The following is a 26,446-nucleotide window of genomic DNA, read 5'->3' as shown; positions in this document are numbered from 1 at the left end:
ATTTACTGCTGTATATTTATAAATTCTGGTTTTTCATACTCTCCCACAACAGCATTTGCCTTATTATTGCATTTTTCTGCGCAAAAGTCAACACTTTAACAATCTTTTCAAAGCACTATTTTGCAACTCCTATATCTCAATCCGTTATTTTTTCTGCTTTTATTCTTTTATATAGTTCAAAAATGCAAGATTTTTATAGAAACCTTGCATTTAGTAATTTTTATCGATTATGAATTTTATTTATTTTTAATATAAAGTTTTATACTTCTAAAATATTCTTTACTGTGTCTTTCATCTTATCTGCATCACATTCCAGATCATGCAGGATATTAGCGTTCAGAATATCTTTGATTGCCTGTGGCATCTCACGTCCGGATGTTTCTTCCAAAACACTCAGAAGGCTGAATTCATCCTGATCAGCATACTTCGAATCGATTGCGCTCATCACACTCTTCACGAATTTGTACGGACTTGCAGTCGACGCGATCACACATTTCTTATCGTCGCCACTGTTCTTCTGATAACAGCCGCATACATACGACGCTACACTTGTATGCGTATCCATAACATATCCTGTCTTATCGTATACTTTTTTAATATTCTCTGCGCACTCTTCTTCTGTTGCGTACCCTGCTGCGAAATCAGCAAGACGCTCCTTCATATCTTCTGTGATCGTATATTTTCCGGCGGATTTTAATGCTTCCATCATATCCTTCGTCTTCTGATCATCATCCCCGCTGATTCTGTAGATCAGACGTTCCAGATTGCTAGAGATCAGAATATCCATGGATGGGGATGTAGTGAGGATAAACTCACGGTTTCTGTCATAATCTCCTGTCTGGAAGAAGTCAAACAATACCTTATTGTCATTTGAAGCACATACCAGCTTATCAATCGGTACTCCCATCTGTTTTGCATAATATGCAGCCAGGATATTTCCAAAGTTACCTGTCGGTACTACCACATTGATCTTTTCACCATCTTCAATCTCTTCATTTTCCAGAAGTTTTGCATATGCATTGACGTAATATACCACCTGTGGAACCAGACGTCCGATATTGATAGAGTTGGCTGATGAAAACTGATAGCCTTTCTTTGCGAGTTCTTCCGCCAGTTCTGTATCTTCGAACATCGCTTTCACACCACTCTGTGCATTATCGAAATTGCCATGGATCGCTACTACGTTTACATTCTCTCCTCTCTGTGTTACCATCTGGAGTTCCTGTACCTTGCTGACACCATTCTTTGGATAGAATACGATGATCCTCGTTCCTTCCACATCCGCAAAGCCTGCAAGTGCGGCTTTTCCTGTATCTCCGGATGTTGCAGTCAGAATCACGATCTCATTTTTAACGTCGTTCTTCTTTGCCGAAGTTGTCATCAGATGCGGCAGGATTGATAATGCCATATCTTTGAATGCGATTGTTGCACCATGGAACAATTCCATGTAATAAGTATCATCTACTTTTACGAGCGGCGCAATTTCTTCTGTGTCAAATTTGCTGTCATATGCTTTATCAATACAGTTTTTCAGTTCCTCTTCTGTAAAATCTGTCAGGAACTGCTTCATTACGAGATATGCGATCTCCTGATATGTCTTTCCTTTCAGATCTGACATTGTTACATCCAGCTTTGGAAGTTCCGATGGTACAAAAAGTCCGCCATCCGGAGCAAGTCCTTTCAGAATTGCCTCTGATGCTGTTACTTTCAGATTAGAATTTCTTGTACTTTTGTAATATAAACCCATGCCAACGCTCTCCTTATTATGATTACTTTCTCTTACTGTTTGTATATTTTACCAGTCCGCCTGCTGCGATCAGTTTCTGCATGAACTCTGGAAACGGCTGTCCCTTGAATTCTGTTCCTTTTGTTCTGTCATAGATCTTACCGCTGTCAAAATCAATCTCTACTTCATCACCTGCTTCAATTGCTTTTGCAGCCTCCGGACACTCAATGATCGGAAGTCCGATGTTGATCGCATTGCGATAGAAAATTCTTGCAAATGTCTCTGCAATAACGCAACTGACACCTGCTGTCTTAAGACATAACGGTGCATGTTCCCTAGAAGAACCACATCCAAAGTTCTTGTTGGCAACAATGATATCTCCAGGCTGTACCTTATTGACGAATTCAGGATCGATATCTGCCATTGCATGGCTCGCAAGTTCCTGTGCATCATAAGAATTCAGATATCTTGCCGGGATGATTACGTCTGTATCTACGTTATCGCCGTATTTAAAAACATGTCCTAAAGCTTTCATTATTTGTCACCTACTTTCTCTGGATTTGCGATGTATCCTGCGATCGCACTTGCTGCTGCTACTTCCGGTGATGCCAGATAAATCAGAGAATCTACATGTCCCATTCTTCCTACAAAGTTACGGTTTGTTGTAGATACACATTTTTCTCCTGCTGCCATAACACCCATATGTCCACCCATACAAGGTCCGCAGCTTGGTGTATTGACTGCACATCCTGCGTCTACGAAAATTTCCAGAAGACCTTCTCTGATACACTGTTTGTATATCTTCTGTGTAGCCGGAATGACCATAACACGTACATCCGGATGAACCGTATGTCCCTGAAGAATGGCAGCTGCTTTTCTCATATCTTCCATTCTTCCGTTTGTACAGGATCCGATCACAACCTGATCGATTTTGATCGGTTCCATTGCCTCGATCTCGTCAATTGTCTTCGCATTTCCCGGAAGATGTGGAAATGCAACGGTTGGACGGACTTCTGAAAGATCAATCTCTACAATACTTTCGTATTCCGCATCTTCGTCCGCTTCATATACATGATAGTCTTTCTTTGTATGTTCTTTTAAATATTCTTCTGTCTTCTCATCTACCGGGAAGATTCCGTTCTTGGCTCCGGCTTCGATCGCCATATTTGCCATTGTGAATCTGTCTGCCATAGAAAGATTCCTGATTCCGTCTCCGGTAAATTCCATAGATTTATAAAGCGCACCATCTACACCGATCTTGCCGATGATATGAATGATGATATCTTTACCGCTTACATATCTGCCCGGTTTCCCTGTCAGTACGAACTTGATCGCACTCGGAACTTTGAACCACAGTTCTCCCATTGCCATACCTGTTGCAATATCCGTCGTTCCGACACCTGTCGAAAATGCACCAAGTGCACCATATGTGCAAGTATGCGAATCTGCTCCGATGATACATTCACCTGCTGCAACCACTCCTGCTTCCGGAAGAATTGCATGTTCTACTCCTGATTTTCCCTGTTCAAAATACCAGCTGAGCCCCTGATCTTTGGCAAACTCACGGATTGCTTTTGAGTTTTCCGCAGACTTGATGTCTTTGTTCGGTGTAAAATGGTCCGGAACAAGAACTACTTTATCTTTATCAAATACTTTATCTGCCATCTGTCTGAAGATTGGTAATGCCATAGGACCTGTAATATCATTTGCCATGACTACATCTAATTTTGCTTCTATTAACTGACCGGCTGTCACGCTGTCGAGCCCAGCATGTGCTGCCAATATCTTCTGTGTCATCGTCATTCCCATAACGAATCTTTACCTCCTTGATTCTCATAATTTTATACTGTATTTTAGCACAGTAAAAAAGGGCATGCAAGAAATTATAAATTTTAATGCATAATTTTTCAAAAATACATCTTCTTTTTATTTCTGTTTTTTTATATTATGCAGGTATGGAATTTCAATCGGATCAATCGGTGTTGCCGGATTTTCGATCTTTCCTTTCAAGATTCTTTTCCGTTTTTTCAGAAGTGCCCCGCCCTTATTATAGAACCAGAATGAATACGTCAGGATCTTATGCGCTGGTCCCATCTTGTCTTTGGCTGTCTTTCCGTACAACACGCCTCCGGCCTCGATTGCCGCTTTACTCCGTATCAGGGCGATCAGTTCCGTCTCACAGGTCACTCTTTCCGGAAGAATGGTATAGCCTGTCCCTATGCAGTCCGGTCTGTGTGCGTCACTTCCGCCGATTCCCGGCTTTTTGTATTTCTCTGCAAGCTTCCTTGCTCCTTCATTCGATTCTGCTGATTCACATGCATTAAACGCCTCAATGAAATCAAACCTTTTGATCAGTTCCGGTGATTTATAAAACCTTCCCGTATTAGTAAAACTCAGATACTTTTCCCCGCATGGATGTGCCGGTCCGAGGATTCCTCCGTGTCTGTGCACAAAGTCAATCAGAACAGACACCGGGAGTCCCTTTATTTCCAGAAGACGCATCTTTACACCTTCCGGCATAATACAAATGATATGTCCCGCATCCAGAGTATCATACTCGATTCCTTTCAACACAACAAAATCTTCATGTACCTTGCCTTTCATATGATATTTCCAATGACGATAACCATGATACGTATCGTGATCTGTGATCAGCATCCCGTCAAATCCTTTTTCCTTCAGGGTTGTGATGTATTCGTCCAAGCTTACCCTGCTGTCTACTGAACCTTCCCGCACATGGCAATGCATATCCAATTTCATAAGTAAGCCTCCTTAACTTTATTCTTAATAACATTATAGCACATCCCTTATAACAAAAATACCCGTTGCAGATCTTAATTTTCTGCAACGGGTATATATTTTTTGCTTTAGTCAATATCATCCGCATGAAGAACTACGACATCCGAATCGTCTGTCTCGAATATCTCGACATCATCTTCATCCAGGAATCCGCCTTCCGGCACATCCGTCATTTTGGCATCTACATTTTCCTCATCATCTGTATCTTCCGGCTCCGGCTTATCATCGTCTATGTCAAATATCTCTGTCACCGTCTCTTCCGGTTCTCCCTGATCTCCCTGATCTTCCTGATCTCCGGCTTCCGTTTCTTCCTCCTGAGATTCTTCCACATCTCCATCATCGAGAAGCATTCTGGCCTTTTCTACTTCCGATTCCATCGAAACCTGTTCTTTGATCTTTTTCGAAAATATTTTTTCCCTCTTTCCGATCTTTCTCGACTGCATCATTGTCTGAACCGTGATGCCAATTACTGCGATCGCTGCACTCATTACATATCCGATCCAGCCAATCTTTGTCATCCCAAGAAGAAACGGAAGTGCCATTCCTGCTTCCACTCCTCCTACAATACCGGTTACAAAGATGACCAGAAATTCCGCAAAGATGACTGTCAGTATTGCGATGACCAGTGCAACCGCTGCGCAGATTCCAAGTACTATAACTGACCGCGCTTCCACAAGGGTAACAAATGTCCCCCATGATCCCAAGAAAGTCATAACAAATATTCCGAATTTTCGTAGTACTGCACACATGATACACAATACCACTCCGCACACGGCAATTGTCGCAACCATCTTTGTCGTATCAAGACCTGCCACTGTTCCGATCACTGCTCCGATCACTGCTCCGGTTCCAAGTCCCATCATCGCCGAAAGTACTCTTACAAGCTTCAGACCAAACAATGAAATAATCACACCCACTACAACAATCGCAATCAGCACACCCATTATCTCCGGTGTCTTCCCTGCAACAAATATACTCGTGGGCCCATCTGCCGAATTAAAAACTGATGTAAAGTTCTCCATATTCATACCCGTTTCTCCTTTGCCCCTTATTATGCTTTAAGAATAGAAAAGACTGTGCCTCCGAAGATTCACAGCCTTTGGTTCCTTATATCCGCCTCTAGAATGCTACTGCTCCTGTCTCTGTTCCATTAATAACATAGTATACTGCAGATTCTTCTGGTTTTATGTATAACTCCATCGTCTTGATATCTCCGATTTTCTTTCCAGAAGATGTCCATGCCTTCTTTACTCTTGCGATCATATCTTTTTCTTCTACCTGTTTTCCAAAGTATTCTACAAACGCACTTACTTTGATTTCTTTTTTTGCTGTTGTTTTTCTCGCAGTTGTCTTCTTTGCTGTCGTCTTCTTTGTGGTCGTCTTCTTTGCTGCTGTCTTTGTCTCAGCTTCAGCTTTCTTGACAGATTCTGTCTTTACAGCTTTGTCTTCAACTTTTTTCTCGGCCTTCTTTGCTTCCGGCTTAGCTGTTTCTTCTTTTGTAGTCGGTTTTACTGGCTCGGTCTTTGGAGCTGCTGTTTTTACCGGCTCCTTCTCTATCTTCTTCGGCTCTGTTGCTGCCACTGCCTTTACTGTCTCTGCTTTCTTAGTTGTCTCTGCTTTTTCTGATGTCTTTGTCACTGGTGCAGTTACTTTTGCAGTTACATCCTTTGTGGTTGCTGTTGTTACTTTTTTTGTAGCCATTTCATTTCCTCCTAAATCTCTCTAAGCCTCATCACCTAGTTGTCAATATTATAACACATTCTTCCAAAAATGCAATTCTATGCCACAGACAGCATTCTACACTCCGGTCAGCTCCAGGATCAGACCTGCGATCACAGCAATCACATACAATACTGCTATAATTTTTATATTTTCCTTCTTATCCGGATTCACTTTGAACAATACTACAAGCCCGATACCGGCTCCCGTGCAAAGTCCCGCAATCACAGAGGAAAAAGAAATTGCCCCACTCAGATACAGCTGTGTCAGAATCACGGACGCCGCACAATTTGGAATCAGGCCGATCAAAGCCGCAATTGCCGGCTGGAACACAGTATCTCCAAGCATCATAGCTGAAATCTTGTCAATTCCAAGTATGTCAATACACAGATTTAAAATAAACGTAAATACAAACAGATACAAAAAAATCTTTCCCGTATGGCGAAGTGCAGGTTTTACTATTCCAGCCGAATGATTGTGACATCCACAGTCATGACAGAGTTCTCCTTCATGATGCGGCACTGCAATTTCTTTTTTAAAGAAAATATCTACCAGATATCCTGCAATAATTGCAATGATCACTTTTGCCAGAAGCAGCACACCGATCTTTCCTGCATGTTCCGGATTTCCCATTATAATAAGTATTGCCTCATCCGATGTGGCCAGAAACACTGCGATCAATGTTCCAACCGTAATGATTCCGCCTGAATACAGATTTGCTGCCATAACCGAAAATCCACACTGAGGGACACATCCTACGATTGCTCCTACAACCGGTCCTGCCTTATCTACTTTCACCATGAGTTTTTTTGTAAAATCACTGGAATAATGCTCCAGTGCCTCTATCAGCAGAAATGCAAGAAACAGGAATGGAAGCATCTTCACACAATCGATTGCCGCATCCAGTAATATATCAATAAACATTTCCATATCTACCGTCTCTCCTTTAATTTTTTTCATAACATTTTTATTCTAGATGTTATGGTCGTATTTTTCAAGCAAAATATGTAGTCTTACTTTGTATATTTTTCTCATTTATCCTGTAATTTTCAGTCTTTTTTCTGTATAACACATTATATATAGACTATTTTCACAGAAAGGATGTGGCCATATGAGTACTTTTGAACGATCCTGTATATTTAACCGTAATATTTTTCATAATATGCCTAACATGCTTATGAAAATACTTCCGGATTGCAAAGAGTATGAGGATATTGTAAAAGTATGCCATACAGAAGGCATGCATCTGAAATTATATTCAGATATTCAGAATACAGAAACGGTACTTGGATTTGAATCATAATGTTTAAGGGCAATAAGAAATGAGCGGCATACACCGCTCATTTCTTATTACATCTTTCATTTCATTGTCCGTTATCTTTTATAGATTCCTTCTAGTACATTAACCGTTCCTTCGATCCCAAGAAGGCTGGCATTCAATAATATATCATGAGAACTGATGCTTCCCCATTCCTGTCCTGTATGAGTTTCGTAATAATATTTTCGTTCTCTGTCCATACGTTTGATGCGATCCAGAGCTTTCTTCTCAGACACATCGTATCTTTCCGCTATACGTTTGATGCGGTCAGCCCGGTCAGCACAGATGAATACGTTAATGCAGTTTGGATTGTCCTTCAGGATATAGTCTGCACATCTGCCCACGATCACACATGGCCCACGTTCTGCAAGTTTTTTGATGATCTCCGTCTGCAGTTCATACATCTGCTCAGATAACGGCTGCACATATTCTTCCGAATTAATATAGGAAGAATATCCCATCGGTGTGATCAGATAACTGGATACGAAACTGTTAAGAGAAGTCTCATCAATTGCCTTTGCCGTCTCTTCTCTGATATCCATCTTCTCTGCTGCCATTCTGACAAGATTGTTATCATATAACGGAATATCCAGTCTTGTTGCAAGAAGATTGCCAATCTCATGTCCGCCGCTTCCAAACTGTCTGCCTATTGTTATAATCTTATGCGTCGTCATAGGTATCCCTCCTTCGATGAAAGTATCACGATTTCTTTGTCTATCATTATACATTGACTCGTCAGAAAATACCATATATTTTCAACAATTAATCAGTTAATTCCTCGCATTTTTCTGTCGGATAAATTACTCCTTCTTTCATAACAAATGCACAGTCTAATAATGCATACGGATCTGTCATCAGGTCTCTTTTCCATGCTGCAATATCTGCATATTTTCCTGGTTCCAGTGTACCGATCTTATCTTCCAGCTGAAGTATCTCTGAATTAACCTTTGTTGCCGCATGCAAGGTACGGAAAGTACCCATGCCACTCTCCATCCACGCTTTAAATTCATATCCACTTTCATAATTCTGATGTGTTGCAACCATATCCGTGCCATATCCTAATTTACACTTACAATTTTTAATCACTTCACGCCCTGCCTGCAATGCGTCTTTGTAATATTCTAATTTAATTCTATATTCTTTCTGCTTGGTCTGTATCATAACCGGATCATAATGTACCGCTTCTTCGTACGGGCAGAATGTAGGAACAACATATACATCATTATCTATGATCATCTGTGCCGTTTCTTCATCCATAAGCGAACAATGTTCCATTCCGTCAATTCCGAATTTTATCAGTTTCTGCATATGATTTACACTATATACATGTGCTGTAACAGTCTTGCCCCATTCATGGGCTGTATCCATGATTGATTTCAGTTCTTCATCATTCATCTGCTGTTGTGATGGATTATCATATGGCGTAAAGAAACCTCCCGTTGCCATGATTTTAATAAAATCCGCACCGTATTTTATCTCTTCTCTAACCGCATTTGCAAAGAAATCTTTTCCGGCTCCGAGACTTAATCTCAGATTCTGCGCTATATTAGACAATTCCGGATTTCTTGCAAATCCCTGTGACAGATCACCATGGCTTCCTGCCGCACACAGGAATCTAGGTGCCGCCACAATTCTCGATCCTGTGATATACCCTTTTTCTATTGCTCTTTTTACATCCAGAACTCCAAAACCATTCGAAGTAATTCCTCCCGGATGTCTGACTGTTGTAAATCCTCTGGAAAGTGTTTTCTGTGCAGTTCTGATGATCGCGATCGTTTTTGCTTCTTCTGAAGTAGTATATACTTCTTCTCTTATTGTGTGCCAGTCTATATAATCCATATGCATATGCGCATCTATCATTCCCGGCGTAACGGTTGCATCCGAAAGATCCACCACTTCTGCTGTCTCCGGCTGTGGAATTTCTCTGCCAACAGCCTCTATCTTATTGTCTTTGACAAGTATCTTATATCCTTCTTTGAATTCCGCATCTATACCATTATAAAGTTTCCCACAAATAATATATGTATACTTACTCATACGCTGCTCCTTTACATGAACACTATTTTACTTCTTTTTGTTTTTCTTTTTTATAATCCATCACATAGATGATTACCGATACTGCAATCGCAATCAGCATATAATATGCACTGTTTACTGCGGTAAAATAACAGAAAAACAGACAAATCGCCAATGGTACCAGAAAATACAAAAACTGTTTTTTCCCTTTCAGAACTGTCTGCGCAACCAGACCTCCGAACAACGCCGGTACAACATAATCAAATGCAGGCTTGATCACCGGAGATTCCAAAACCGGTGCAAGCGGAGTTGCAATCACGACACCCAACGCTACGATCACAACGGTTGTAATTACAGATGCTCCACATGCAATGATTGCCATTGTATGACATTCCTCGGTATTCGGTTTAATTCCCAGTGAATTAATCGTTCCAATCGTTGCCGGCATTCTGAGATTTGTAACATTTCCGGTAATGTAGGACATATATAACGCTCCCGGTCCCATTACCGACATATATCCGATCGTTTCGGCCGGCCAATATGGTGCCATAAATAAAATCACTGCAACAAATCCAGGCCATAACGCTTTAAAATCCGGCCATATTCCATATACAAAACTAATTGCCACCGGAAATGCAGTCATCGCCACAAACAAAAGCAGGCTCGATGAAATTCCAAACCGGTGTATCCACCTGTGATATCCATTATCTGTCATGTTTTCCACATCCTTTCTCTTTCATTAAAAGATGATACAGGCTGCCGCCATCGCAACCAGCATACTGATCGTCATCAGATAATCCGACAGCCATTTGGCCTTCGGTCTTTTGTTATGTATCCACACTAGCAATGCACCAACGGCGAAACTGATACAGAACACAACGCCTTTTGTTGACATTGCACTAAATCCATAAGATACCGATACATATGCCATAACTCCGGCAAGACATCCTGCTCCAATTGAAAGTACTAATTTCATATCAATCTTTTCGGCCTTTTCATACAACATGGAAATCGGTTTGATTGCAAGGGATGACCATAATACACAGGCGCTTCCTCCAATCGTCATAACCCACGCTGCAGCCACCCATCCTACGGCACTGTATTCATTTAATTTCATTGTTTCTCCCACACACTCCAATGCTGTGGTCGCTGCATAGGTTTCGTAATATGCAGATCCTATGATTGATAATCTCAACCACGGAAGCGGAACGCCCAGCAAAGGCATAAGTGAAAGTAAAACTAACAATACCGGCAAAGTCGGCATAATGCTGATCGTGATTCCTGTTGTTAAGCCCTTTTTTATCTGTTCCGGCCGAAGTCCTAATTCCAGAGCGTGTTTCCAGGCTTTTTTCATAAATACCAGACATTGTAAAATTACTGCCAGTAACAAGGCTCCTACCCACAGATACATCCACACAGCGTTACATATCTCTGTATATACCATATTTCTCCTCCATTCTTTTGGAAACCGCGGTTTGTTGTTAGTTATAATATTAACAATTCTCTCTTCTGTTGTCAATTAATTTATCTGACTTCTTCTTCTTTTTATCCATACATTTCTTATTTATTGTATGCTTTTACATTTATTTTCTTTCTTTTATCTCCTTTTATTCGCACTTGCAGGTACATACCTTGGTCTGTTTTTTATAAAATACAGATTACATTTTACAATCAGCTTCTATTACATACTTTGGTATAAAAAAAGACTACAACAAATACATTGCTGTAATCTTTTTTATTATTACTTAACCTACTCTCATAAATTCAATATACAGGTCAAAACTGCGACTTCCGTAATATCCTAACGAAAATGAACCATTCTGGACACACCAGTCCATAATAATTCCTCTTTCCAAAACCAGCACATCATGCGCCAGCTCCTCTACAGATATATCTGTCCGGATTTCCCCTTTTTTCTGACCCTCGGATATGATCTTTTTGACAAGATTGATATAATACCTGTCCGGATTCAAAAAATTATCCTGACTTTTTTTTGCCAATTGTGACTGGTAAAGTGCAGCCAGAAGTTCTGCTGATACATTTCCTTCAATAAAATAAGACACATATTGACTGAGCTGTTTCAGCTTCATCAGGCTGTCCTGATTTTGGTCCATATTTTCATAAAATTTTTCATATTCCCGGTCGAAAACGGAGTACAAGGAATTCAACAAATCTTCTTTCGCCTTAAAATAATAATAAAATCCACCTTTTGAAGTTCCCACTTTCCGGATGATATCATTTACTGTCGTATTCTCATAACCATTTTCATAAAACAGTTCCCATGCTGTATCAATAATTTTCTGTCTTAACTCTGCACCTTTTTTTATTCCCGCCATCTCATTCCTCACATTTCACTTTATACTATATCGTATACAATCTTTCTGAAAAATGCAAGAAATATTTACACTACCTGTCGTCTTTCCTCTACCAGAAATCCTTTTTCCCTCAGTTCCTGCTCGATCAGATCCAGCGTCTCTTCGCTGTCGGCACTAACCTTATGATAATGATAGTTGGATGTGATGTTCTTAAGCGGACTGGACTTGCCACTTCGGATATCTTCCATAAATGCGCCGACCTTTCTCCGGGAACTTAAGGCCAGTTCCGCCTCCATCTTTCCATAGACTCTGTGATGGATCATGACATTGTCTACACATCCTCCCAGGTCAACGATCGTATTCAGCTCTTCTTCCAGCTGTTCATCTGTGTGCTGTACTTTAAATATCCGACACACCGTCTTTGGCTGGTTCAATATATAGCCGCGGTTTGTAGATATGATCTCATATCCTGCTGAGCGGATCAGTGCGATATCCTGCACGATCACCTGACGGCTGACACTATAAAGGGAAGCAAGCTTTGTTCCGGATACCGGAGCTTTGCTTTCCTGAATCTGTCTGATTATCTGTTCTCTTCTTTCAGATCCATGCATTTCCTGTTGCCACCTCCCATGTTATTTTCCCAAATGATCTATTTATCCATGTATTTTTCTCCACACACGGTAATCATATCTATTATACCGCATGAAGGTGCTTTAAGGAAATATCTAAAATCGGTGCGGAATGTGTCAGTGCTCCGCTGGAAATATAATCTACGCCGAGAGAAGTCAGTCTGCTGATATTCTCTTTCGTTACATTACCGGAACACTCGGTCTCGGCACGTCCGTCAATGATGCGGATTGCTTCCTGCATCTCTTCCGTGGACATATTATCGAGCATGATAATGTCTGCCCCTGCTTCTACCGCTTCTTTCACCATATCCAAATTTTCAACTTCTACCTCGATCTTACGTACAAATGGTGCATATTCTTTTGCCATCTGAACAGCTTTTGTCACGCTTCCTGCTGCACCGATGTGATTGTCTTTCAGCAACACTCCATCAGACAGATTATAACGGTGATTGTATCCGCCACCCACTCTGACTGCATATTTTTCAAAAATTCTCATATTCGGAGTCGTCTTTCTGGTATCCAGAAGTTTTGTCTTACTTCCCTCCAGAAGCGATGCTACGGAATGTGTATAACTTGCGATTCCACTCATTCTCTGCAGATAATTCAGCGCAACTCTTTCTCCGGAAAGGAGTACACGGATATCTCCGGTTACTTTCCCCATTAACTGTCCATTCTTTACTTCATCGCCATCTTTGCAGAAAAATTCTACTTTTGTATCTTTATCTAATAATTCGAAGACTCTCTGAAATATCTGAAGTCCTGCGACCACACCATCCTGTTTACAGATCAGATCTACTTCTCCGGTTACAGCTTCGTGCATGACCGCATTGGTGGTCACGTCCTCACTTGAAATATCTTCTCTTAATGCTTCCATGATCAGGTGGTCTACCTGTAAAGTCATTGTTATGTTATTCATATTATGCTTGTCTCCTTTATCATTCTTCCTGTTCGTCTGTTTCTGTCCTTTTCCTGTTTATTTTTCTATTCATTTTTTGACAGATAGCAATTTTTATCTATGCATCCGTATACTGCATTTATTATAACATCTTATACCGCTTTACGTTCAGATATTTTTTCCTGTGTTTCTTCTTTTGTAATCTTTGTTGCTGCGCGCTTTGCAAATACCAGACTTTCCAGAAGTGAGTTACTTGCCAGACGGTTAGCACCATGTACACCATTACAGCTTGTCTCCCCGACTGCATACAGGTGTTCCATAGAAGTCCTGCTGTCTGAATCTACCCAGATTCCACCCATAAAATAATGCTGTGCCGGTACAACCGGGATGCATTCTTTCGTTACGTCATATCCTTCTTCCAGACAATGTTCATAGATATTTGGGAAATGCTTTAAAATCGTTTCTTTTGGTATATGTTCCATAGAAAGCCATACATGATCAGTTCCTTCTTTTTCCATCTCTTCTCTTATTGCTTTTGTCACAACATCTCTTGGAAGCAGTTCGTCTACAAAACGTTCTTTGTTCTTATTATAAAGGACCGCTCCTTCACCACGTACCGATTCTGAGATCAGGAAACGTCTTCCCGGTTTCTTCGAATATAAAGTTGTCGGATGGATCTGTACATAGTCCAGATGTTCCAGACGGATTCCATGCTTCTTTGCAATCTCAATCGCATCCCCTGTCAGATGTGGAAAATTCGTGGAATGCTGATAGGTCCCGCCGATACCGCCACTTGCAAGGATCGTATTTTCTGCATAAATTTCATACGTTCCCTTTTCATTCTTTGCCTTGATTCCTACACATTTATCATCTTCGATGATCACATCTGTCATCTCTGTATATTCATACATTTTCACATTCTTAAGCTCCTTCACCTGAGCAAGCAGTTTGCTGGTGATTTCTTTTCCTGTCACATCTTCATGAAACAGGATTCTCGGTCTGGAGTGCGCTCCCTCTCTTGTATAGGCAAATTCGCCGTCCTTCTTTTCAAACTCTACGCCATACTTTACCAGATCATTGATGATATCTCTGGAATTACGGATCATGATATCTACAGATTCTTTCCGGTTCTCATAATGACCGGCTTTCATCGTGTCTTCAAAATAACTGTCGTAGTCGCTTTCGTCTCTTAATACACAGATTCCCCCCTGTGCAAGGAACGAATCACTGCTTTCCAGATCTGACTTGGTAATTAATATAATATCCTGTTCTCTTGGTAAATTCAACGCGCTGAAAAGTCCTGCGACTCCGCTTCCTACGATTACTGTATCTGCATTCAGTTTCATAATACAACATCCTCTTTTCTATACTGCTTTCCGTTTACGGACAGTCCCTCCATATATATTCTTCTGACCGCTTAAACTTTTCACATTATACCACTGTTATTTACATGTGACAAGACAGTTGTTGTATTTATTCTTTACACATGATTTTCTATTTAATGCATCATGACGGCTGTCACCGATCGAACCTTTGTATGTAACCAGAAGGTTAACTAGTTCCAAGCGTGCCTGCATCTCATCTACATCATCTTCCGCCTCAAAAAATGATTCAGCGAAGTCAGTGGATAATACAAATAGATTTGTAAACAAAAAAGATTATTGTGCCGGAATTTCATTTCTGTATCACAATAATCTTTTTTATTTATACCTATTTATACAAATTCTCCCCATCAGATTTGATAACACTCTGATACCAGTAAAAGCTATCTTTTTTATAGCGGTTTAATGTACCGCCTTCTTCCTCTTCACGGTCTACATATACGAAACCATAACGTTTCTGATAACCATTTAACCAGCTTAAAAGATCTGTGAATGACCATGTACAGTATGCCAGAACTTCACAGCCTTCTTCAATTGCTTTTCCCAGTTCTTTCAAATGTTCTTCCAGATAATGGATTCTATATTCATCATGAATCTGATCATCTTCTGTCTTTTTATCAAATGCTCCCAATCCATTTTCAGAAATCACAATTGGCAGACCATAACGGCTTGTAATTTCACGGCAGCAAAAGCGAAGCCCCATCGGATCTATCATCCAATCCCAATCTGTTGTCATAAGATATGGATTTACTGGATTCTTATATATTCCCGGCATTCCCAGTTCTTGGGCAGATCCCTTTACACCTGTTGTATTCATCGTACCATACGGCGTAACTCCATCCATTGGATTATACTCACACACACAACTCTGATAATAATTTACACCCATGAATGTAATCTCTCCGGCAGCTTTTTTCAATATTTCCATATCTTCATCTAAAATTTCCGGAGCATAACCTTTTTTCTTCAGATAAGCCATCGCAGCTTTTGGATAACGCCCATATGCATATATATCCATCCACCAGAAATTTTTCAATTCATCATAATCACGTTTTGCCATTGCATTTACCGGTTTACAGTCCAACGCATAGGATGGTACATACGCAAAGCTTGCACCAATCTCTCCTTTTCCACCCATTTCACGATAAGCAAGTACTGCCTTGGCATGTGCCATAAAAGCATAATGATTAACCTGATAAAAAGTCTTCTGGTCATCAAATTTTCCAGGCGGATGCTGTGCTGTCAACCAACCAAGAGAAGTAAATATATTCTGTTCGTTTAATGTAATCCAGTATTTCACTTTATCGCCAAAGTTTTCGAAGAGAGTCTTTGCATAAGTCACATAATCCTGAATGATCTCCGGGCTTTCCCATCCACCATACAGATCCACCAGTGCCTGCGGAAGATCCCAGTGGAAAATTGTCACCATCGGCTCAATTCCATATTTCAAGCATTCATCAATAATATCCTGATAAAATGCAAGTCCTTTTTCATTGACCGTACCTCTTCCTTCCGGATAAATACGGGCCCAGGAGATAGAAAACCGGTATGTTTTTAATCCCATCTCTGCCATTAATGCAATATCCTCTTTATAGTGGTGATAATGATCTACCGCTACATCACCGGTCGTTGCTTTATATGTTTTCCCTGGGATACGTACAAATGTATCCCAGTTTGTCACACCTTTTCCATCTTCTTTCCATCCACCTTCAATCTGATAAGCCGCTGAAGCGCTTCCCCATAGAAAGTCTTTTGGAAATCTTGTCACTTTCATTTCTTCCATATCCATATTCCTTTCCTTTACTGAACTTTGATAAGGTTACTTTCTTTTGTTACTTCTCCTGTTGCTGTTTTTTCAACTATTGCATACTGATCTGTGTTTGAAACGATCACCGGCGTTGTTACATCATATCCAGCCTCTTTTATTTTTTCAATATCAAATTCGATCAACACATCACCCTTTTTCACAACATCTCCTGCTGCTTTCTTCGGTGAGAAATATTTTCCTTCCAGATTTACGGTATCGATTCCGATGTGTACCAGAAGTTCTACCCCATTCTCTCCTACAAGACCTACTGCATGTCCCGTTTCAAACATCACATCTACTTTTCCATCAAATGGTGCATAGATCACTCCTTTTTCCAGAACGATTGCCGCACCTTTTCCAAGAATTTCCTGTGCAAATGTTGCATCTGCAACTTCTGACAGTGAAATTGCTTTTCCTTCTGCCGGACTTGCAATATCAATCGCATTCTCCATTACTTTTACTTCTTCTTTGCTTTCTGTTTCCAGCATGTCTAATTCATCATCATCATCTACTACATCTTCAAATCCAATGATCATTGTCGCAATGAATGCAACCACTATTGTAAGGAGAATCGTAAGTGCCGCAAATAACAGACTCTGCGGTTTCCCTTTTTCTACATACTGAACGATTGTTACGATCGCAGGTGTCGCAATACCAAAACATTTCATCTGGAAAAATCCACCAAATAATCCACCTGCAGCAGCACCGATACATGCTCCTAACATCGGACGTTTCAAACGTAATGTTACACCATACAGAGCTGGCTCTGTAATTCCTGCAAATAATGCCGAAAATGCAGAAGATCCGGCAATCTGTTTAAAATCTTTGTTCTTACTCTTTACTGCTACTGCAAGCGATGCAGCACCCTGTGCCATGTTAGAGCAAAGTTCTCCGATACAGATAAAGTTTTCAAATCCTGTGGAAGCAATCATTCCCAGTTTGATTGGTGTAAATGCATGATGCATACCTGCCATAACAACGAAAGGATATACACCCGCCACAAGACCGATCGCAATAAATCCAAGTTTATCATGAATTGTATAAACAACTGTTGATAATACGTTACCACAGATTGCACCTAAAGGTCCAAGAATAATCAATGCAATAGGTGCTTCGATCAGCACTACCAACATCGGTTTTAAGAAGTTCTTGGTTACTACCGGTGTAATCTTATCTACCAGACGCTCGACATATTTCAGCGACCATACTGCCAGAATAATCGGAATAACAGAATAAGCATAAGATGCATATGTTACCGGAATAAATTTAAGAAATTTTACAGTTTCTTTTGCATCATTTGCACTATTCATGAATGAAATAAAATTTGGATGCAACATAATCAACGCTATACTTGCCGCATAATACATATTCGTTCCAAATTTTTTAGATGCAGATATCGCAATCAATACCGGCATAAAGAAAAATGCGCCGTCACCCATAACACTTAACAGATTATAAGTATCACCTTTTGTACTCAGAACACCGATCATTGGAAGTAATGTAAGAAGTACTTTGATCATTGCAGCTCCGATGATTGCCGGAATAACCGGTGCCATGATACCGGAGATTGTATCCATCAGCATAGAAAATACATTCTGTTTTTCCTTATTCTGTGGTGCTTTTTTCGGTACTTCGTTTGAAAAATTTCCAAGCTTATTAAGCTCTGCATAGACATTTGCCACATCATTACCAATGATAATCTGATACTGACCGGCTTTTTTCATGATTCCCATAACGCCTTTGGTCTTTTTCACTGCTTCATCGTCTACAATTGATTCATCTTTTAATGTAAAACGCAGTCTCGTCATACAATGTACCAGGCTGATTACATTTTCCTTTCCCCCGACTCTTTGGAGGATTTTTTTTGCTATACTTTCGTAATCCATTTTCATTTACCTCAATTTTCTTTTTTATTTTTTCATATATATAACAAAGACCCGACTTAAAAGAGCATACGCTTCCCGGGACCGCTGCTTTCTTTTAAGTCAGGTCTTGCTTAACTGAATAATAACAAACCTGCAATCTATTCTGATTGTTCATCTAATATTCTTTTAATGTGTATTAATAAATATAATCTTTCATCTATTGTCAATTTGTAGGAATACTGTTTTTCAATATATTCCACAATTTTTCTGACTCCTGAATAAGCATATTCATTCTCTTCTATCAATACTTTGTATATTTCCTGCATGCTGTCTTGATAAATGGTATTATCAAATACTCTGGTCGCAAAAAATTTCAAATGAGTTAGGAACCGTTCATACGATATCGATTTCTCGTTAAATTCTATCTTAAAATGGATTCTGACAATCTGAAGAACTGCATTAATCAATTTCGTAATCTTATTAACATCTACATTACTTCCATTGCCAAGTTCGGCCGAAACGATGTGCATCGCTATAAATGCAGCTTCGTCTTCCCCTAGATTCTCATCATTTTGTTCCTGTATTCATTGTACTGCCCTTAATCCGATTTCATATTCTTTTGGATAAAATTTACGGATCTCAAGTTTCATCATATTTTTTAATGCTATATTCTCACGATATCTGTCAACTGCGGAATTGATATGATCTGTAAGTGTCACATACAGGGAATCCCTGACTTTCAATCCTTCCTCCCTCGCTGTCTTTACGATACGGCTTACAATCTCCAAATATTCTTCTGATATTTCTTTTACTACTTCCTGCAGTCTCCTGCTGTCATCGACACTCTCCAGATAATAAGTTTTATCCGCCAGTGCTTCATCCAGATTTTCACCCTTCTTTTTCTTGAACCCGATTCCTGCTCCTGTTATGATCAGTTCTCTTCTCTCTCCTCCTTTTTTTATATTCAATTACTTCTGTCATACGTTTCTATGCATTCTTTTGATTATTCCACATTCTTTAACGCTTCATCCATCGGAACCTTTTTGATCTTCCGATATTCCAGAAGTGCTACCGCCACATAGGTAATAAATCCAACCAGGAACATTTCCACATATATTTTCGGATCGATCCACAGTGTGATCCAACCTGTCATACTTGACATCATCATTGCACGGAAAATCACATTCATCACTGCCTTTTCAATCGGAAGACTTATAAGCAGTTCTATGATAACCACAAGCATTGTCGACATAATATACAGCCTGCTGATCTCTCCGTTCGTATATCCAAGTATCTTTGTCATAGAGATAGACTGTGCATTTTTCTCGATAATGATCTTTGACAACAGATAGATGACGATCATATAGATCATGACTGCAAATCCATTGACCAGTCCCATCATATTTCCCATAGATACGTCCAGCTGTCTCGAAACCTTCGTCAATGCCTCCAGATCAATCACGGTGCCGATGTATTTCTCATCAATATCCCTGATCTTTGTATTTGAAAAATACCCTGCATAATAATCATTTCCAAGATCAAATGTCCTGTTCAGCTTATCACGACTCATAAATACACTGACAGCTCCGCTGTAATTATAGATTCCGTCTACTTTAAATGTATAACGTTTCCGCTCGTATTTTTCTTTTAACGTGATCTTATCTCCCGGTTCCACCTGATATTTGTCTGCATATGCAGCTGATACATAGACTCTTTTCCCAAGATCTGCCTTGATATATCTGCTGTCCGGTTCTACTCCATACAGCATCACTTCTTCACTCTTCGCCTGTCCCGGAATTGTATTTAATGTATATGCGCTGAATTTTTCTGCAGTTTTATTCTCTGTCTCTGTCCCGTTGGAATACTGCATCAGCGCCAGTAAACTTTCCAGTTTACTTCCACTCATTGCCTCTGTCGGAACCTCAAGTATATACTGATATTTCGCCAGCATATTTTCCTGAATTTCTTCCTGATAATGATCCAATACGGATGGCAGCAACAATCCGAAGAATAATAACAGATTGGCAAACAGGATTCCTACAAACAGCACCATATAATTACTGATATTCTGGAAAATAACTCTCAGACGGAATCTTCGGAAAATTCCAAGCTTTGTGCTCAAATATACCGCTCTCTTCTGTTTTCGGGAAGAAAGATCTCTTCTTATAAACTTAAGTGGTGACAGCCTTAATTTGTAATATAAAATACCATAGTTAATGGTCAGCATAATAATAACCGGCACAACCGTCGTCATCCAGAATGCTTCCGCATTCCAGATCGTTACATATGTCGGAAGGCTGTAACTTCCATAGTACATACCGGCACATACCTGCTTTAATAACGTATATCCAAGAATATTTCCAACCAGCGCACCGATCAGCGTGATCACAACCGGAAGCGACATATAATGTATGATCAATTCACGTCTTGTATACCCGGATGCACGAAGCGTACCGATAACTCCGGCTTCTTTTCTTATCGTATTACTGATCGTAATTCCAAAGACAAATGCAAGAATTGCCATTACGATATAAAGCAGCATAACCATCATCGCACGGTCACTTCCCATATCATCCCCGGTAAAACAGATCGACTGATTCTGAAATTGCGGCACAAAACTTTCCAGCGTCACAACACCAGTCATGTCTTCCATCAGATTTTCTGCCATTTTCTTTTCTTTCTTCTCTGTTTCCGGCTTTTTATCATAAACCCAGGCGTAATTATACTGTAGTTTCACCTGGTTTAATGCTTCAAAATCTTTGTCCGTAACGATCGCCACTCCAAACTTTACAGAATCAAACATCGTATCATTATTATTCTGAAATAATGCACTGTAATCCGAAAGAGCCACAAGTCCTGTAATCCGAAATGCCTTCTTTCCACTCTTTACCCTGTCTCCGATTTCCAGGCTGTTATTCTCTGCATACATACGGTCCACGGCAATCTCGCCGGACTTCTCCGGCATCCTTCCTTTCATCAGACATACCTTATCTACATCTTTCCGGTTCTTAAAAAACCGCACAGTGCTTCCGTTCGTCAGTTTTTGTTCTATATAAAAATTCTCATATATTTTTACATCCGATTTTTCGATGTCTTCTTTCTGTGTTGTAGTCAGCTTCTTTTTCGTCTGGAAATACCCATCTTCTATATTATATTTCTGAAAGCTGTCATCGTATGCCCGGATCATACTTCCATCCGCCACCAGAAATCCGGATACAAATGCAATCGTGATTGCCATCATGATAAAGACAACTAAATACTTTCCAAATTCACTTTTAAGTTCCCGTGGTAATCTTTTTCTTAAAGGACTTTTCATTTGTCATGTCCTCCTTACCATTCCAGATCGATTGCCGGAATCTTCACTTCATTTCTGTAATTCTTCCGGATCATTCCATCTCTGAGCTTCACTACTCTGTCAGCCATGTCTTTGATCGCATCATTATGTGTAACCATAATAATCGTATTGCCATATCTCTGATTGACCGTCTCGATCAGTTTCAGAATTTCCTTTGATGTATGATAATCCAGAGCACCAGTCGGCTCATCACACAACAGAATATCTGGATTCTTGACGATTGCACGTCCGATTGCAGTTCTCTGCTGCTGTCCTCCTGATAACTGATTCGGCAGTTTTCTCTGATGTTCGTAAAGTCCCAGTGTATGTAATAATTCATCCACATCTAATGGCTGCTCACTTAAATATGCCCCCACTTCAATGTTCTCGCGGACCGTCAGATTCGGTATCAGGTTATACATCTGGAAGATGTATCCCAGATGCTTTCTTCTATACATGGAAAGCTTTTTCTCTGTCATATCTTCCAGACGTTCACCTTCGATTGTAATACTGCCCTCATCCGCAGCATCAATTCCTCCGATGATATTCAGCAATGTTGATTTACCAGATCCCGACGGTCCGAGTAAGACACAGAATTCCCCTTTTTCTATATTCAGATCCAGCCCTTTCAACACATTTACGCGGCTGTCTCCTGTTCCAAATGATTTTTTGATTCCTCTTATTTCCAGAAACATCGTTCTCCTCCATTAGTTATTTTTATATAACTAATGTTAGTTTAAACTTATTTATTTGTCAACGAAATCATTTTCGAAACTCTTTTACAGGACTTTTTCAGAAAAACCGGGTACATACATATTAAGAAAGGATGGCGTCCTGCGTACACCATCCTTTGCATTCCCTTCTCCGGGATCTAGATTACTTTTATACATTTTATTATATCGAAACAATTGCCTTGAACTGATCGCAGTCGATCTTAATATCAAATTCTCCTCCCAGTGCTTTCGCATAGGTACTTACGATTGCAAGTCCCAGTCCGTTACCCTCACTGGTTCTTGCCTTGTCGCCTCTTGAAAACCGTTCGATGATATCTTCTTTTTCAAAATCCATCTCATATCCGGATGTATTCGTAATCTCCAATACCATTTTCTGATCTGTACCCGCTTCCTTTTTATATGTCTTTATAAATACCCTGGTTCCTTTCGCCGAATACTTCAGCGCATTTTCCACCAAATTCTGGCAGATCCGATAAAAATATGAATTATCAGAATAAATTGCCGTATCTTCTTCCGTAAGCTGAGTTACAAATTTCAGCCCGCTTTCTTTTATCCGGTCATCCATATCTGCAAATATCTGTTCCATCAGACGATTAAGCTCAAAAGTTTCTTTGTGAAGTTCTACATTCCCACTGCTCGCTTTTGCAAGCGAAAACAGGCTGTTGATCATCTCACCAAGCTTTCCTGCTCTTGTCGATATCACGTCTACATAGTCCCTCACTACATCACTTAATTCTTCTTTTTTGATCAGTTCCAGATATCCGACGATGGAAGTCAGTGGTGTCTTCAGATCATGCGATACATTTGTGATCAAGTCTACTCTTAACTGGTCACTTCTCGATACCTTTTCCAGACTCTTCCGTTCAATCTCCAGCGCCTGTTCCAGACGCTTCTGAAAGAAGCTCTCCGTCTGCTCCATGATCTGATCCAGCTCATTTCTCCAGTATCTCTGGAGCACTTCCCGGCAACAGATATATTCTATAAACACCGTTGCTACCATCATATATCCGGCTGCATAATTCCATCCCCATCCGCTGCTGTAACTGATAAAGAAAAGATATGCCGCTGCTGCCGACAGTTCTACCGCCAGTATATTCCGGAATCTTTTTTCCGACTGTTTTTCTTTCGCCTTCCAGGTCTGATAATAGATACTGTCTTCTGTATCCTGCAGATAGATCTCTGCACTCCCTTTCTGACTCCAGTTCCGATATCTCAATTTCATATACCTGCGTACGAGCAGGCAGATTCCCGGCTGCACCAGGATATTGCCGATCAGGCAGATTCTCCATACGTCCCATGTACTGAAATAATATCTATTCACTAACATCACAAAGAACAGGAAGCTTCCAATTATAAACAGCAGAAATCCAAATACGCAATCATAATATTCTTTTATAAACTTTTTAATTGCTTTTACCATATTTTTCCATTTTGTATCCAATTCCCCACACCACCTTTACATATCTTGGCTTCTTCGCATCAATCTCCACTTTTTCCCTGATATGACGGATATGTACCATTACAGTATTCTCTACAGTATAATCTGCTGTTTCCTGCCATACATTCTCATAAATCTGCTCTGCCGGAAATACCTGCCCGGGATGCGCCATCAATAGCTCCAGAATCTTATACTCCGTTGCCGTCAGATGCACTTCTTCTCCTTCAACAAAGATCACTCTCTGTTTCTTATCAAGTACCAGTCCGCCATTCACAATCTGATCCGGATCTTTCTTTTTTTCCGCTTCCATGTTACTCCATACACGGTATCTGCGTAAATGCGCTTTCACTCTGGCGATCAACTCCGCCGGATTATACGGCTTCTCAATATAGTCATCTGCTCCGAGCGTAAGTCCCGACACCTTATCACTTTCTTCTGTCTTGGCCGACAGGATGATCACCGGGATCCTGCTTTTCTCACGCAGTTTCATCAGCGCTGACAGACCATTGAGTCTTGGCATCATCACATCCAGAAGGATCAGGTCTACATTCTCCCGCTCCATGATATCCAGTGCTTCCATACCATCATAAGCTTTCAAAATCTCATAGCCTTCATATTTTAACAGTTCACTGATGGAATAGACGATTTCTTTATTATCATCTACTACTAATATTTTTTCTGCCTCCATTTCTTTCGTCTCTCCCCTCTTTTTCTTTACAGCCATACTATACCGCTCATGATTTAAATATTTCCCGATACAATTCTTAAAAATTTCTTATAATTCATCCTCACTGTGCAGAGACGAATAAAATGCAATTCCAAGTATCACCGCTCCTCCGACCAGTTCCCTGACTGTCGGGATCTCTCTTAAGAACAGAAGTGCAAATACGATGCCGTACACCGTCTCCATTCCTGAGATAATTCCCGCTGTCTGTGCTTTCACACCCTTTTGCGCCGTCACATATAAAGAATATGCAATTGCCGTACACAAAAAGCCAATCGTTACAACTCCTGCAAAATCCACCGGACGCCAGTCCGCTTTCACCAATCCCAGTGCCGGAAGCAGTGCAACAGCTGCTGTTCCCTGTTCATATAGACAGATTGTACGTCCTTTGTATCTATTGGCAAAATACCGGTTCGACAATGTCATCACTGCATATGTAAAGCTCGCAATCATTCCACAGATGATTCCGACCGTCACTTTATTCTCCACAGAAAACTCCGGAATTGTGATCAATACTCCTAGAAGAAGGATCAGTGCATTCAAAATATTCCGGCCACGAATCTTCTCATGAAATAATAACGGCTCTAAAAACGTCAGAAACAGCGGGAATGTAGAGAATGTAATCGTTCCAATTGCTACAGACGATGTCTGGATGGATTGAAAGAAGCTTGACCAGTGAATTGCCATTACCGCACCTGTCATGATCATAAGACCATAATCTTTCTTTGAATCAAGCGTCAGCTTATCCTTGCAGACCAGAGATATTGCCAGCAAAAGCAGTGAAGAACAGATAACTCTTCCCATTGCCACCTGTACTGCCGGTACCTGTACATACTGACCGATCACTCCCGAAAAGCTGAAGCACATAACTGCAATATGCAGCAGGATCACATTTTTTCTTGTATTTTTACTCAGCGATTTCTCACTCATAATACCCTCCTGTTAATCTATTTGTTTCTTCTCTTATTTTGTTGCTTCCGTGTTTTTCATAATTACAAACTATGAGAAACACGCTTCGCGAGTTTCTCAAGTTATCGCGGCAGTCGCCAAGGTCTCGTGCAAGCACGGACTTTGGCTCGTTGCTCGCGTAAATAAAAAGAAAAGCCCTAGTTTACCGATTCTTCAGAAACTATGACTTTCCTCTGTGTTCTTAAGTATATAAGAAAACCCGCCCATGACACGTTCTCCGTATTACTTAATATTATAGTGGACCTGGCGGGAGTTGAACCCGCGTCCGAAAGCCCATCCATTCGAGCATCTCCCATCACAGTCATTATATTAACATTCCCTCCATGCGGCACCTAATGACAGGTTCCTCACTTTAGTAGCTTCATAAGTTCTTCCATCTCCTCAAAGCTTTGGAAACGAAGTGCTCCGCCTGTTTGAAGCCGGTGACCCGGACAGCGGATGATCCGGGGCCGACTGCGGCCTAATTAGGCTGCGTACGCTAATTCTGTATTGTCTGCGTTTATATTTAAGTGGAACTTTTAACGTAGTGTCCCGCTACGGATGGCTTCTCCAACTTCCAGACCCCCGTCGAAACCAGTACAAGCCCTAAATCTAAATGCTTTCTTCTGGTCTGCAGACTGTCTTTACGTAAATTTAATTATAATCTCAAGTTGTTTTATTTGTCAAGCCTCTTATGTAATCTAAAAAACTAATCGAGTAGGAGGCGGTGACTAACCGCCGTCCTCTCACAGCACCGTACGTACCGTTCGGTATACGGCGCTTTCAATAGTTGACGT

General features: G+C 40.5%; 26 protein-coding genes and 1 other RNA gene. 1 reads left to right on the top strand and 26 read right to left on the bottom strand.

Features of this window, described 5'->3' with window-relative positions; genetic code table 11:
* Positions 1 to 259 precede the first annotated feature (259 nt).
* From thrC to OCV72_RS01275, 7 genes are all read right to left on the bottom strand, one after another.
* Positions 260 to 1,747, bottom strand: a complete 1,488-nt coding sequence (thrC, locus tag OCV72_RS01305; protein ID WP_055281325.1) for a threonine synthase — start codon at positions 1,745 to 1,747, stop codon at positions 260 to 262.
* Between the two features lie 22 nt (positions 1,748 to 1,769).
* Entirely contained in the window at positions 1,770 to 2,261 is a 492-nt protein-coding gene (locus OCV72_RS01300; protein ID WP_055281323.1) for a 3-isopropylmalate dehydratase small subunit, read from the bottom strand.
* Positions 2,261 to 3,535, bottom strand: a complete 1,275-nt coding sequence (gene leuC / locus OCV72_RS01295) for a 3-isopropylmalate dehydratase large subunit (RefSeq protein ID WP_055281321.1) — start codon at positions 3,533 to 3,535, stop codon at positions 2,261 to 2,263. Before leuC ends, OCV72_RS01300 begins: the two co-directional genes overlap by 1 nt.
* Positions 3,536 to 3,652: 117 nt before the next feature.
* Positions 3,653 to 4,486 carry a PHP domain-containing protein gene (locus OCV72_RS01290; RefSeq protein ID WP_055281319.1) on the bottom strand — a complete coding sequence of 278 codons (834 nt, stop codon included), beginning with the start codon at positions 4,484 to 4,486 and terminating at the stop codon, positions 3,653 to 3,655.
* Between the two features lie 107 nt (positions 4,487 to 4,593).
* Positions 4,594 to 5,553 (bottom strand): hypothetical protein, encoded by a 960-nt coding sequence (locus tag OCV72_RS01285; protein WP_055281317.1) that lies wholly within the window; start codon positions 5,551 to 5,553, stop codon positions 4,594 to 4,596.
* Positions 5,554 to 5,644: 91 nt separating this feature from the next.
* Positions 5,645 to 6,226 (bottom strand): DUF6465 family protein, encoded by a 582-nt coding sequence (locus OCV72_RS01280; RefSeq protein WP_055281315.1) that lies wholly within the window; start codon positions 6,224 to 6,226, stop codon positions 5,645 to 5,647.
* A 96-nt stretch (positions 6,227 to 6,322) separates the two neighbouring features.
* Complete coding sequence (locus OCV72_RS01275) at positions 6,323 to 7,174, bottom strand: putative manganese transporter (RefSeq protein ID WP_055281314.1); 852 nt, start codon at positions 7,172 to 7,174, stop codon at positions 6,323 to 6,325.
* A 181-nt stretch (positions 7,175 to 7,355) separates the two neighbouring features.
* Between OCV72_RS01275 and OCV72_RS01270 the strand changes: the two genes are divergently transcribed.
* Entirely contained in the window at positions 7,356 to 7,547 is a 192-nt protein-coding gene (locus tag OCV72_RS01270) for a hypothetical protein (RefSeq protein ID WP_055281312.1), read from the top strand.
* A gap of 71 nt (positions 7,548 to 7,618) precedes the next feature.
* On the opposite strand, the gene OCV72_RS01265 is transcribed toward OCV72_RS01270, so the two are convergent.
* The 19 genes from OCV72_RS01265 to ssrA all read right to left on the bottom strand — a co-directional run bounded on the left by OCV72_RS01265 (position 7,619) and on the right by ssrA (position 26,256).
* Entirely contained in the window at positions 7,619 to 8,236 is a 618-nt protein-coding gene (locus tag OCV72_RS01265) for a cytidylate kinase-like family protein (protein WP_028086866.1), read from the bottom strand.
* Between the two features lie 88 nt (positions 8,237 to 8,324).
* Positions 8,325 to 9,599: an amidohydrolase family protein gene (locus OCV72_RS01260; RefSeq protein ID WP_055281310.1), complete on the bottom strand. Its 1,275-nt coding sequence runs from the start codon at positions 9,597 to 9,599 to the stop codon at positions 8,325 to 8,327.
* Positions 9,600 to 9,621: 22 nt separating this feature from the next.
* Positions 9,622 to 10,293, bottom strand: a complete 672-nt coding sequence (locus OCV72_RS01255; protein ID WP_055281308.1) for a hypothetical protein — start codon at positions 10,291 to 10,293, stop codon at positions 9,622 to 9,624.
* A 24-nt stretch (positions 10,294 to 10,317) separates the two neighbouring features.
* Positions 10,318 to 11,022, bottom strand: coding sequence for a DUF5058 family protein (locus OCV72_RS01250; protein ID WP_055281306.1), 705 nt, complete (start codon positions 11,020 to 11,022; stop codon positions 10,318 to 10,320).
* 301 nt (positions 11,023 to 11,323) lie between these two features.
* Positions 11,324 to 11,914: a TetR/AcrR family transcriptional regulator gene (locus tag OCV72_RS01245; RefSeq protein WP_055281304.1), complete on the bottom strand. Its 591-nt coding sequence runs from the start codon at positions 11,912 to 11,914 to the stop codon at positions 11,324 to 11,326.
* A gap of 65 nt (positions 11,915 to 11,979) precedes the next feature.
* Positions 11,980 to 12,504, bottom strand: coding sequence for a transcription repressor NadR (locus OCV72_RS01240; protein WP_055281302.1), 525 nt, complete (start codon positions 12,502 to 12,504; stop codon positions 11,980 to 11,982).
* An 82-nt stretch (positions 12,505 to 12,586) separates the two neighbouring features.
* Entirely contained in the window at positions 12,587 to 13,438 is an 852-nt protein-coding gene (nadC, locus tag OCV72_RS01235) for a carboxylating nicotinate-nucleotide diphosphorylase (protein WP_055281300.1), read from the bottom strand.
* Between the two features lie 131 nt (positions 13,439 to 13,569).
* Positions 13,570 to 14,763 carry an L-aspartate oxidase gene (locus OCV72_RS01230; protein ID WP_055281298.1) on the bottom strand — a complete coding sequence of 398 codons (1,194 nt, stop codon included), beginning with the start codon at positions 14,761 to 14,763 and terminating at the stop codon, positions 13,570 to 13,572.
* A gap of 96 nt (positions 14,764 to 14,859) precedes the next feature.
* A complete protein-coding gene (locus tag OCV72_RS01225) occupies positions 14,860 to 15,069 on the bottom strand; it encodes a hypothetical protein (protein ID WP_155515191.1) in 210 nt (69 codons plus the stop codon).
* Positions 15,070 to 15,127: 58 nt separating this feature from the next.
* Positions 15,128 to 16,582 (bottom strand): glycoside hydrolase family 1 protein, encoded by a 1,455-nt coding sequence (locus OCV72_RS01220; protein ID WP_055281513.1) that lies wholly within the window; start codon positions 16,580 to 16,582, stop codon positions 15,128 to 15,130.
* A 17-nt stretch (positions 16,583 to 16,599) separates the two neighbouring features.
* Complete coding sequence (locus OCV72_RS01215; protein WP_055281296.1) at positions 16,600 to 18,492, bottom strand: beta-glucoside-specific PTS transporter subunit IIABC; 1,893 nt, start codon at positions 18,490 to 18,492, stop codon at positions 16,600 to 16,602.
* A 137-nt stretch (positions 18,493 to 18,629) separates the two neighbouring features.
* The gene (locus OCV72_RS01210) at positions 18,630 to 19,001 is read right to left on the bottom strand and encodes a PRD domain-containing protein (RefSeq protein ID WP_242859182.1); all 372 of its coding nucleotides are present in this window, start codon (positions 18,999 to 19,001) and stop codon (positions 18,630 to 18,632) included.
* Between the two features lie 54 nt (positions 19,002 to 19,055).
* A complete protein-coding gene (locus OCV72_RS01205) occupies positions 19,056 to 19,439 on the bottom strand; it encodes a PRD domain-containing protein (protein ID WP_242859181.1) in 384 nt (127 codons plus the stop codon).
* A 35-nt stretch (positions 19,440 to 19,474) separates the two neighbouring features.
* Entirely contained in the window at positions 19,475 to 21,787 is a 2,313-nt protein-coding gene (locus OCV72_RS01200; RefSeq protein ID WP_055281293.1) for an ABC transporter permease, read from the bottom strand.
* A 14-nt stretch (positions 21,788 to 21,801) separates the two neighbouring features.
* Complete coding sequence (locus tag OCV72_RS01195) at positions 21,802 to 22,500, bottom strand: ABC transporter ATP-binding protein (RefSeq protein ID WP_055281292.1); 699 nt, start codon at positions 22,498 to 22,500, stop codon at positions 21,802 to 21,804.
* A 199-nt stretch (positions 22,501 to 22,699) separates the two neighbouring features.
* Positions 22,700 to 23,980, bottom strand: coding sequence for a sensor histidine kinase (locus tag OCV72_RS01190; RefSeq protein ID WP_055281290.1), 1,281 nt, complete (start codon positions 23,978 to 23,980; stop codon positions 22,700 to 22,702).
* The gene (locus OCV72_RS01185) at positions 23,943 to 24,665 is read right to left on the bottom strand and encodes a response regulator transcription factor (protein ID WP_081020973.1); all 723 of its coding nucleotides are present in this window, start codon (positions 24,663 to 24,665) and stop codon (positions 23,943 to 23,945) included. The genes OCV72_RS01190 and OCV72_RS01185 overlap by 38 nt, the downstream gene beginning before the upstream one ends.
* 87 nt (positions 24,666 to 24,752) lie before the next feature.
* Positions 24,753 to 25,631: a DMT family transporter gene (locus OCV72_RS01180; protein ID WP_055281286.1), complete on the bottom strand. Its 879-nt coding sequence runs from the start codon at positions 25,629 to 25,631 to the stop codon at positions 24,753 to 24,755.
* Between the two features lie 274 nt (positions 25,632 to 25,905).
* Positions 25,906 to 26,256, bottom strand: a transfer-messenger RNA (tmRNA) gene (gene ssrA, locus OCV72_RS01175).
* Positions 26,257 to 26,446: the final 190 nt, after the last annotated feature.

Origin of the sequence: Dorea amylophila (assembly GCF_025567265.1) — a bacterium.
In the GTDB taxonomy this organism is placed as follows: Bacteria; Bacillota; Clostridia; order Lachnospirales; family Lachnospiraceae; genus Dorea_A; species Dorea_A amylophila.
The sequence above is the reverse complement of the archived record's forward strand: the minus strand, read 5'-3'. Positions and strand labels throughout refer to the sequence as shown.

Excerpts from the sequence above, each read along its gene's own strand:
- thrC (WP_055281325.1), bottom strand. The coding sequence starts at position 1,747 with ATGGGTTTATATTACAAAAGTACAAGAAATTCTAATCTGAAAGTAACA.
- OCV72_RS01300 (WP_055281323.1), bottom strand. The coding sequence starts at position 2,261 with ATGAAAGCTTTAGGACATGTTTTTAAATACGGCGATAACGTAGATACA.
- leuC (WP_055281321.1), bottom strand. The coding sequence starts at position 3,535 with ATGGGAATGACGATGACACAGAAGATATTGGCAGCACATGCTGGGCTC.
- OCV72_RS01290 (WP_055281319.1), bottom strand. The coding sequence starts at position 4,486 with ATGAAATTGGATATGCATTGCCATGTGCGGGAAGGTTCAGTAGACAGC.
- OCV72_RS01285 (WP_055281317.1), bottom strand. The coding sequence starts at position 5,553 with ATGAATATGGAGAACTTTACATCAGTTTTTAATTCGGCAGATGGGCCC.
- OCV72_RS01280 (WP_055281315.1), bottom strand. The coding sequence starts at position 6,226 with ATGGCTACAAAAAAAGTAACAACAGCAACCACAAAGGATGTAACTGCA.
- OCV72_RS01275 (WP_055281314.1), bottom strand. The coding sequence starts at position 7,174 with ATGGAAATGTTTATTGATATATTACTGGATGCGGCAATCGATTGTGTG.
- OCV72_RS01270 (WP_055281312.1), top strand. The coding sequence starts at position 7,356 with ATGAGTACTTTTGAACGATCCTGTATATTTAACCGTAATATTTTTCAT.
- OCV72_RS01265 (WP_028086866.1), bottom strand. The coding sequence starts at position 8,236 with ATGACGACGCATAAGATTATAACAATAGGCAGACAGTTTGGAAGCGGC.
- OCV72_RS01260 (WP_055281310.1), bottom strand. The coding sequence starts at position 9,599 with ATGAGTAAGTATACATATATTATTTGTGGGAAACTTTATAATGGTATA.
- OCV72_RS01255 (WP_055281308.1), bottom strand. The coding sequence starts at position 10,293 with ATGACAGATAATGGATATCACAGGTGGATACACCGGTTTGGAATTTCA.
- OCV72_RS01250 (WP_055281306.1), bottom strand. The coding sequence starts at position 11,022 with ATGGTATATACAGAGATATGTAACGCTGTGTGGATGTATCTGTGGGTA.
- OCV72_RS01245 (WP_055281304.1), bottom strand. The coding sequence starts at position 11,914 with ATGGCGGGAATAAAAAAAGGTGCAGAGTTAAGACAGAAAATTATTGAT.
- OCV72_RS01240 (WP_055281302.1), bottom strand. The coding sequence starts at position 12,504 with ATGCATGGATCTGAAAGAAGAGAACAGATAATCAGACAGATTCAGGAA.
- nadC (WP_055281300.1), bottom strand. The coding sequence starts at position 13,438 with ATGAATAACATAACAATGACTTTACAGGTAGACCACCTGATCATGGAA.
- OCV72_RS01230 (WP_055281298.1), bottom strand. The coding sequence starts at position 14,763 with ATGAAACTGAATGCAGATACAGTAATCGTAGGAAGCGGAGTCGCAGGA.
- OCV72_RS01220 (WP_055281513.1), bottom strand. The coding sequence starts at position 16,582 with ATGGAAGAAATGAAAGTGACAAGATTTCCAAAAGACTTTCTATGGGGA.
- OCV72_RS01215 (WP_055281296.1), bottom strand. The coding sequence starts at position 18,492 with ATGGATTACGAAAGTATAGCAAAAAAAATCCTCCAAAGAGTCGGGGGA.
- OCV72_RS01210 (WP_242859182.1), bottom strand. The coding sequence starts at position 19,001 with ATGCACATCGTTTCGGCCGAACTTGGCAATGGAAGTAATGTAGATGTT.
- OCV72_RS01200 (WP_055281293.1), bottom strand. The coding sequence starts at position 21,787 with ATGAAAAGTCCTTTAAGAAAAAGATTACCACGGGAACTTAAAAGTGAA.
- OCV72_RS01195 (WP_055281292.1), bottom strand. The coding sequence starts at position 22,500 with ATGTTTCTGGAAATAAGAGGAATCAAAAAATCATTTGGAACAGGAGAC.
- OCV72_RS01185 (WP_081020973.1), bottom strand. The coding sequence starts at position 24,665 with ATGGAGGCAGAAAAAATATTAGTAGTAGATGATAATAAAGAAATCGTC.
- OCV72_RS01180 (WP_055281286.1), bottom strand. The coding sequence starts at position 25,631 with ATGAGTGAGAAATCGCTGAGTAAAAATACAAGAAAAAATGTGATCCTG.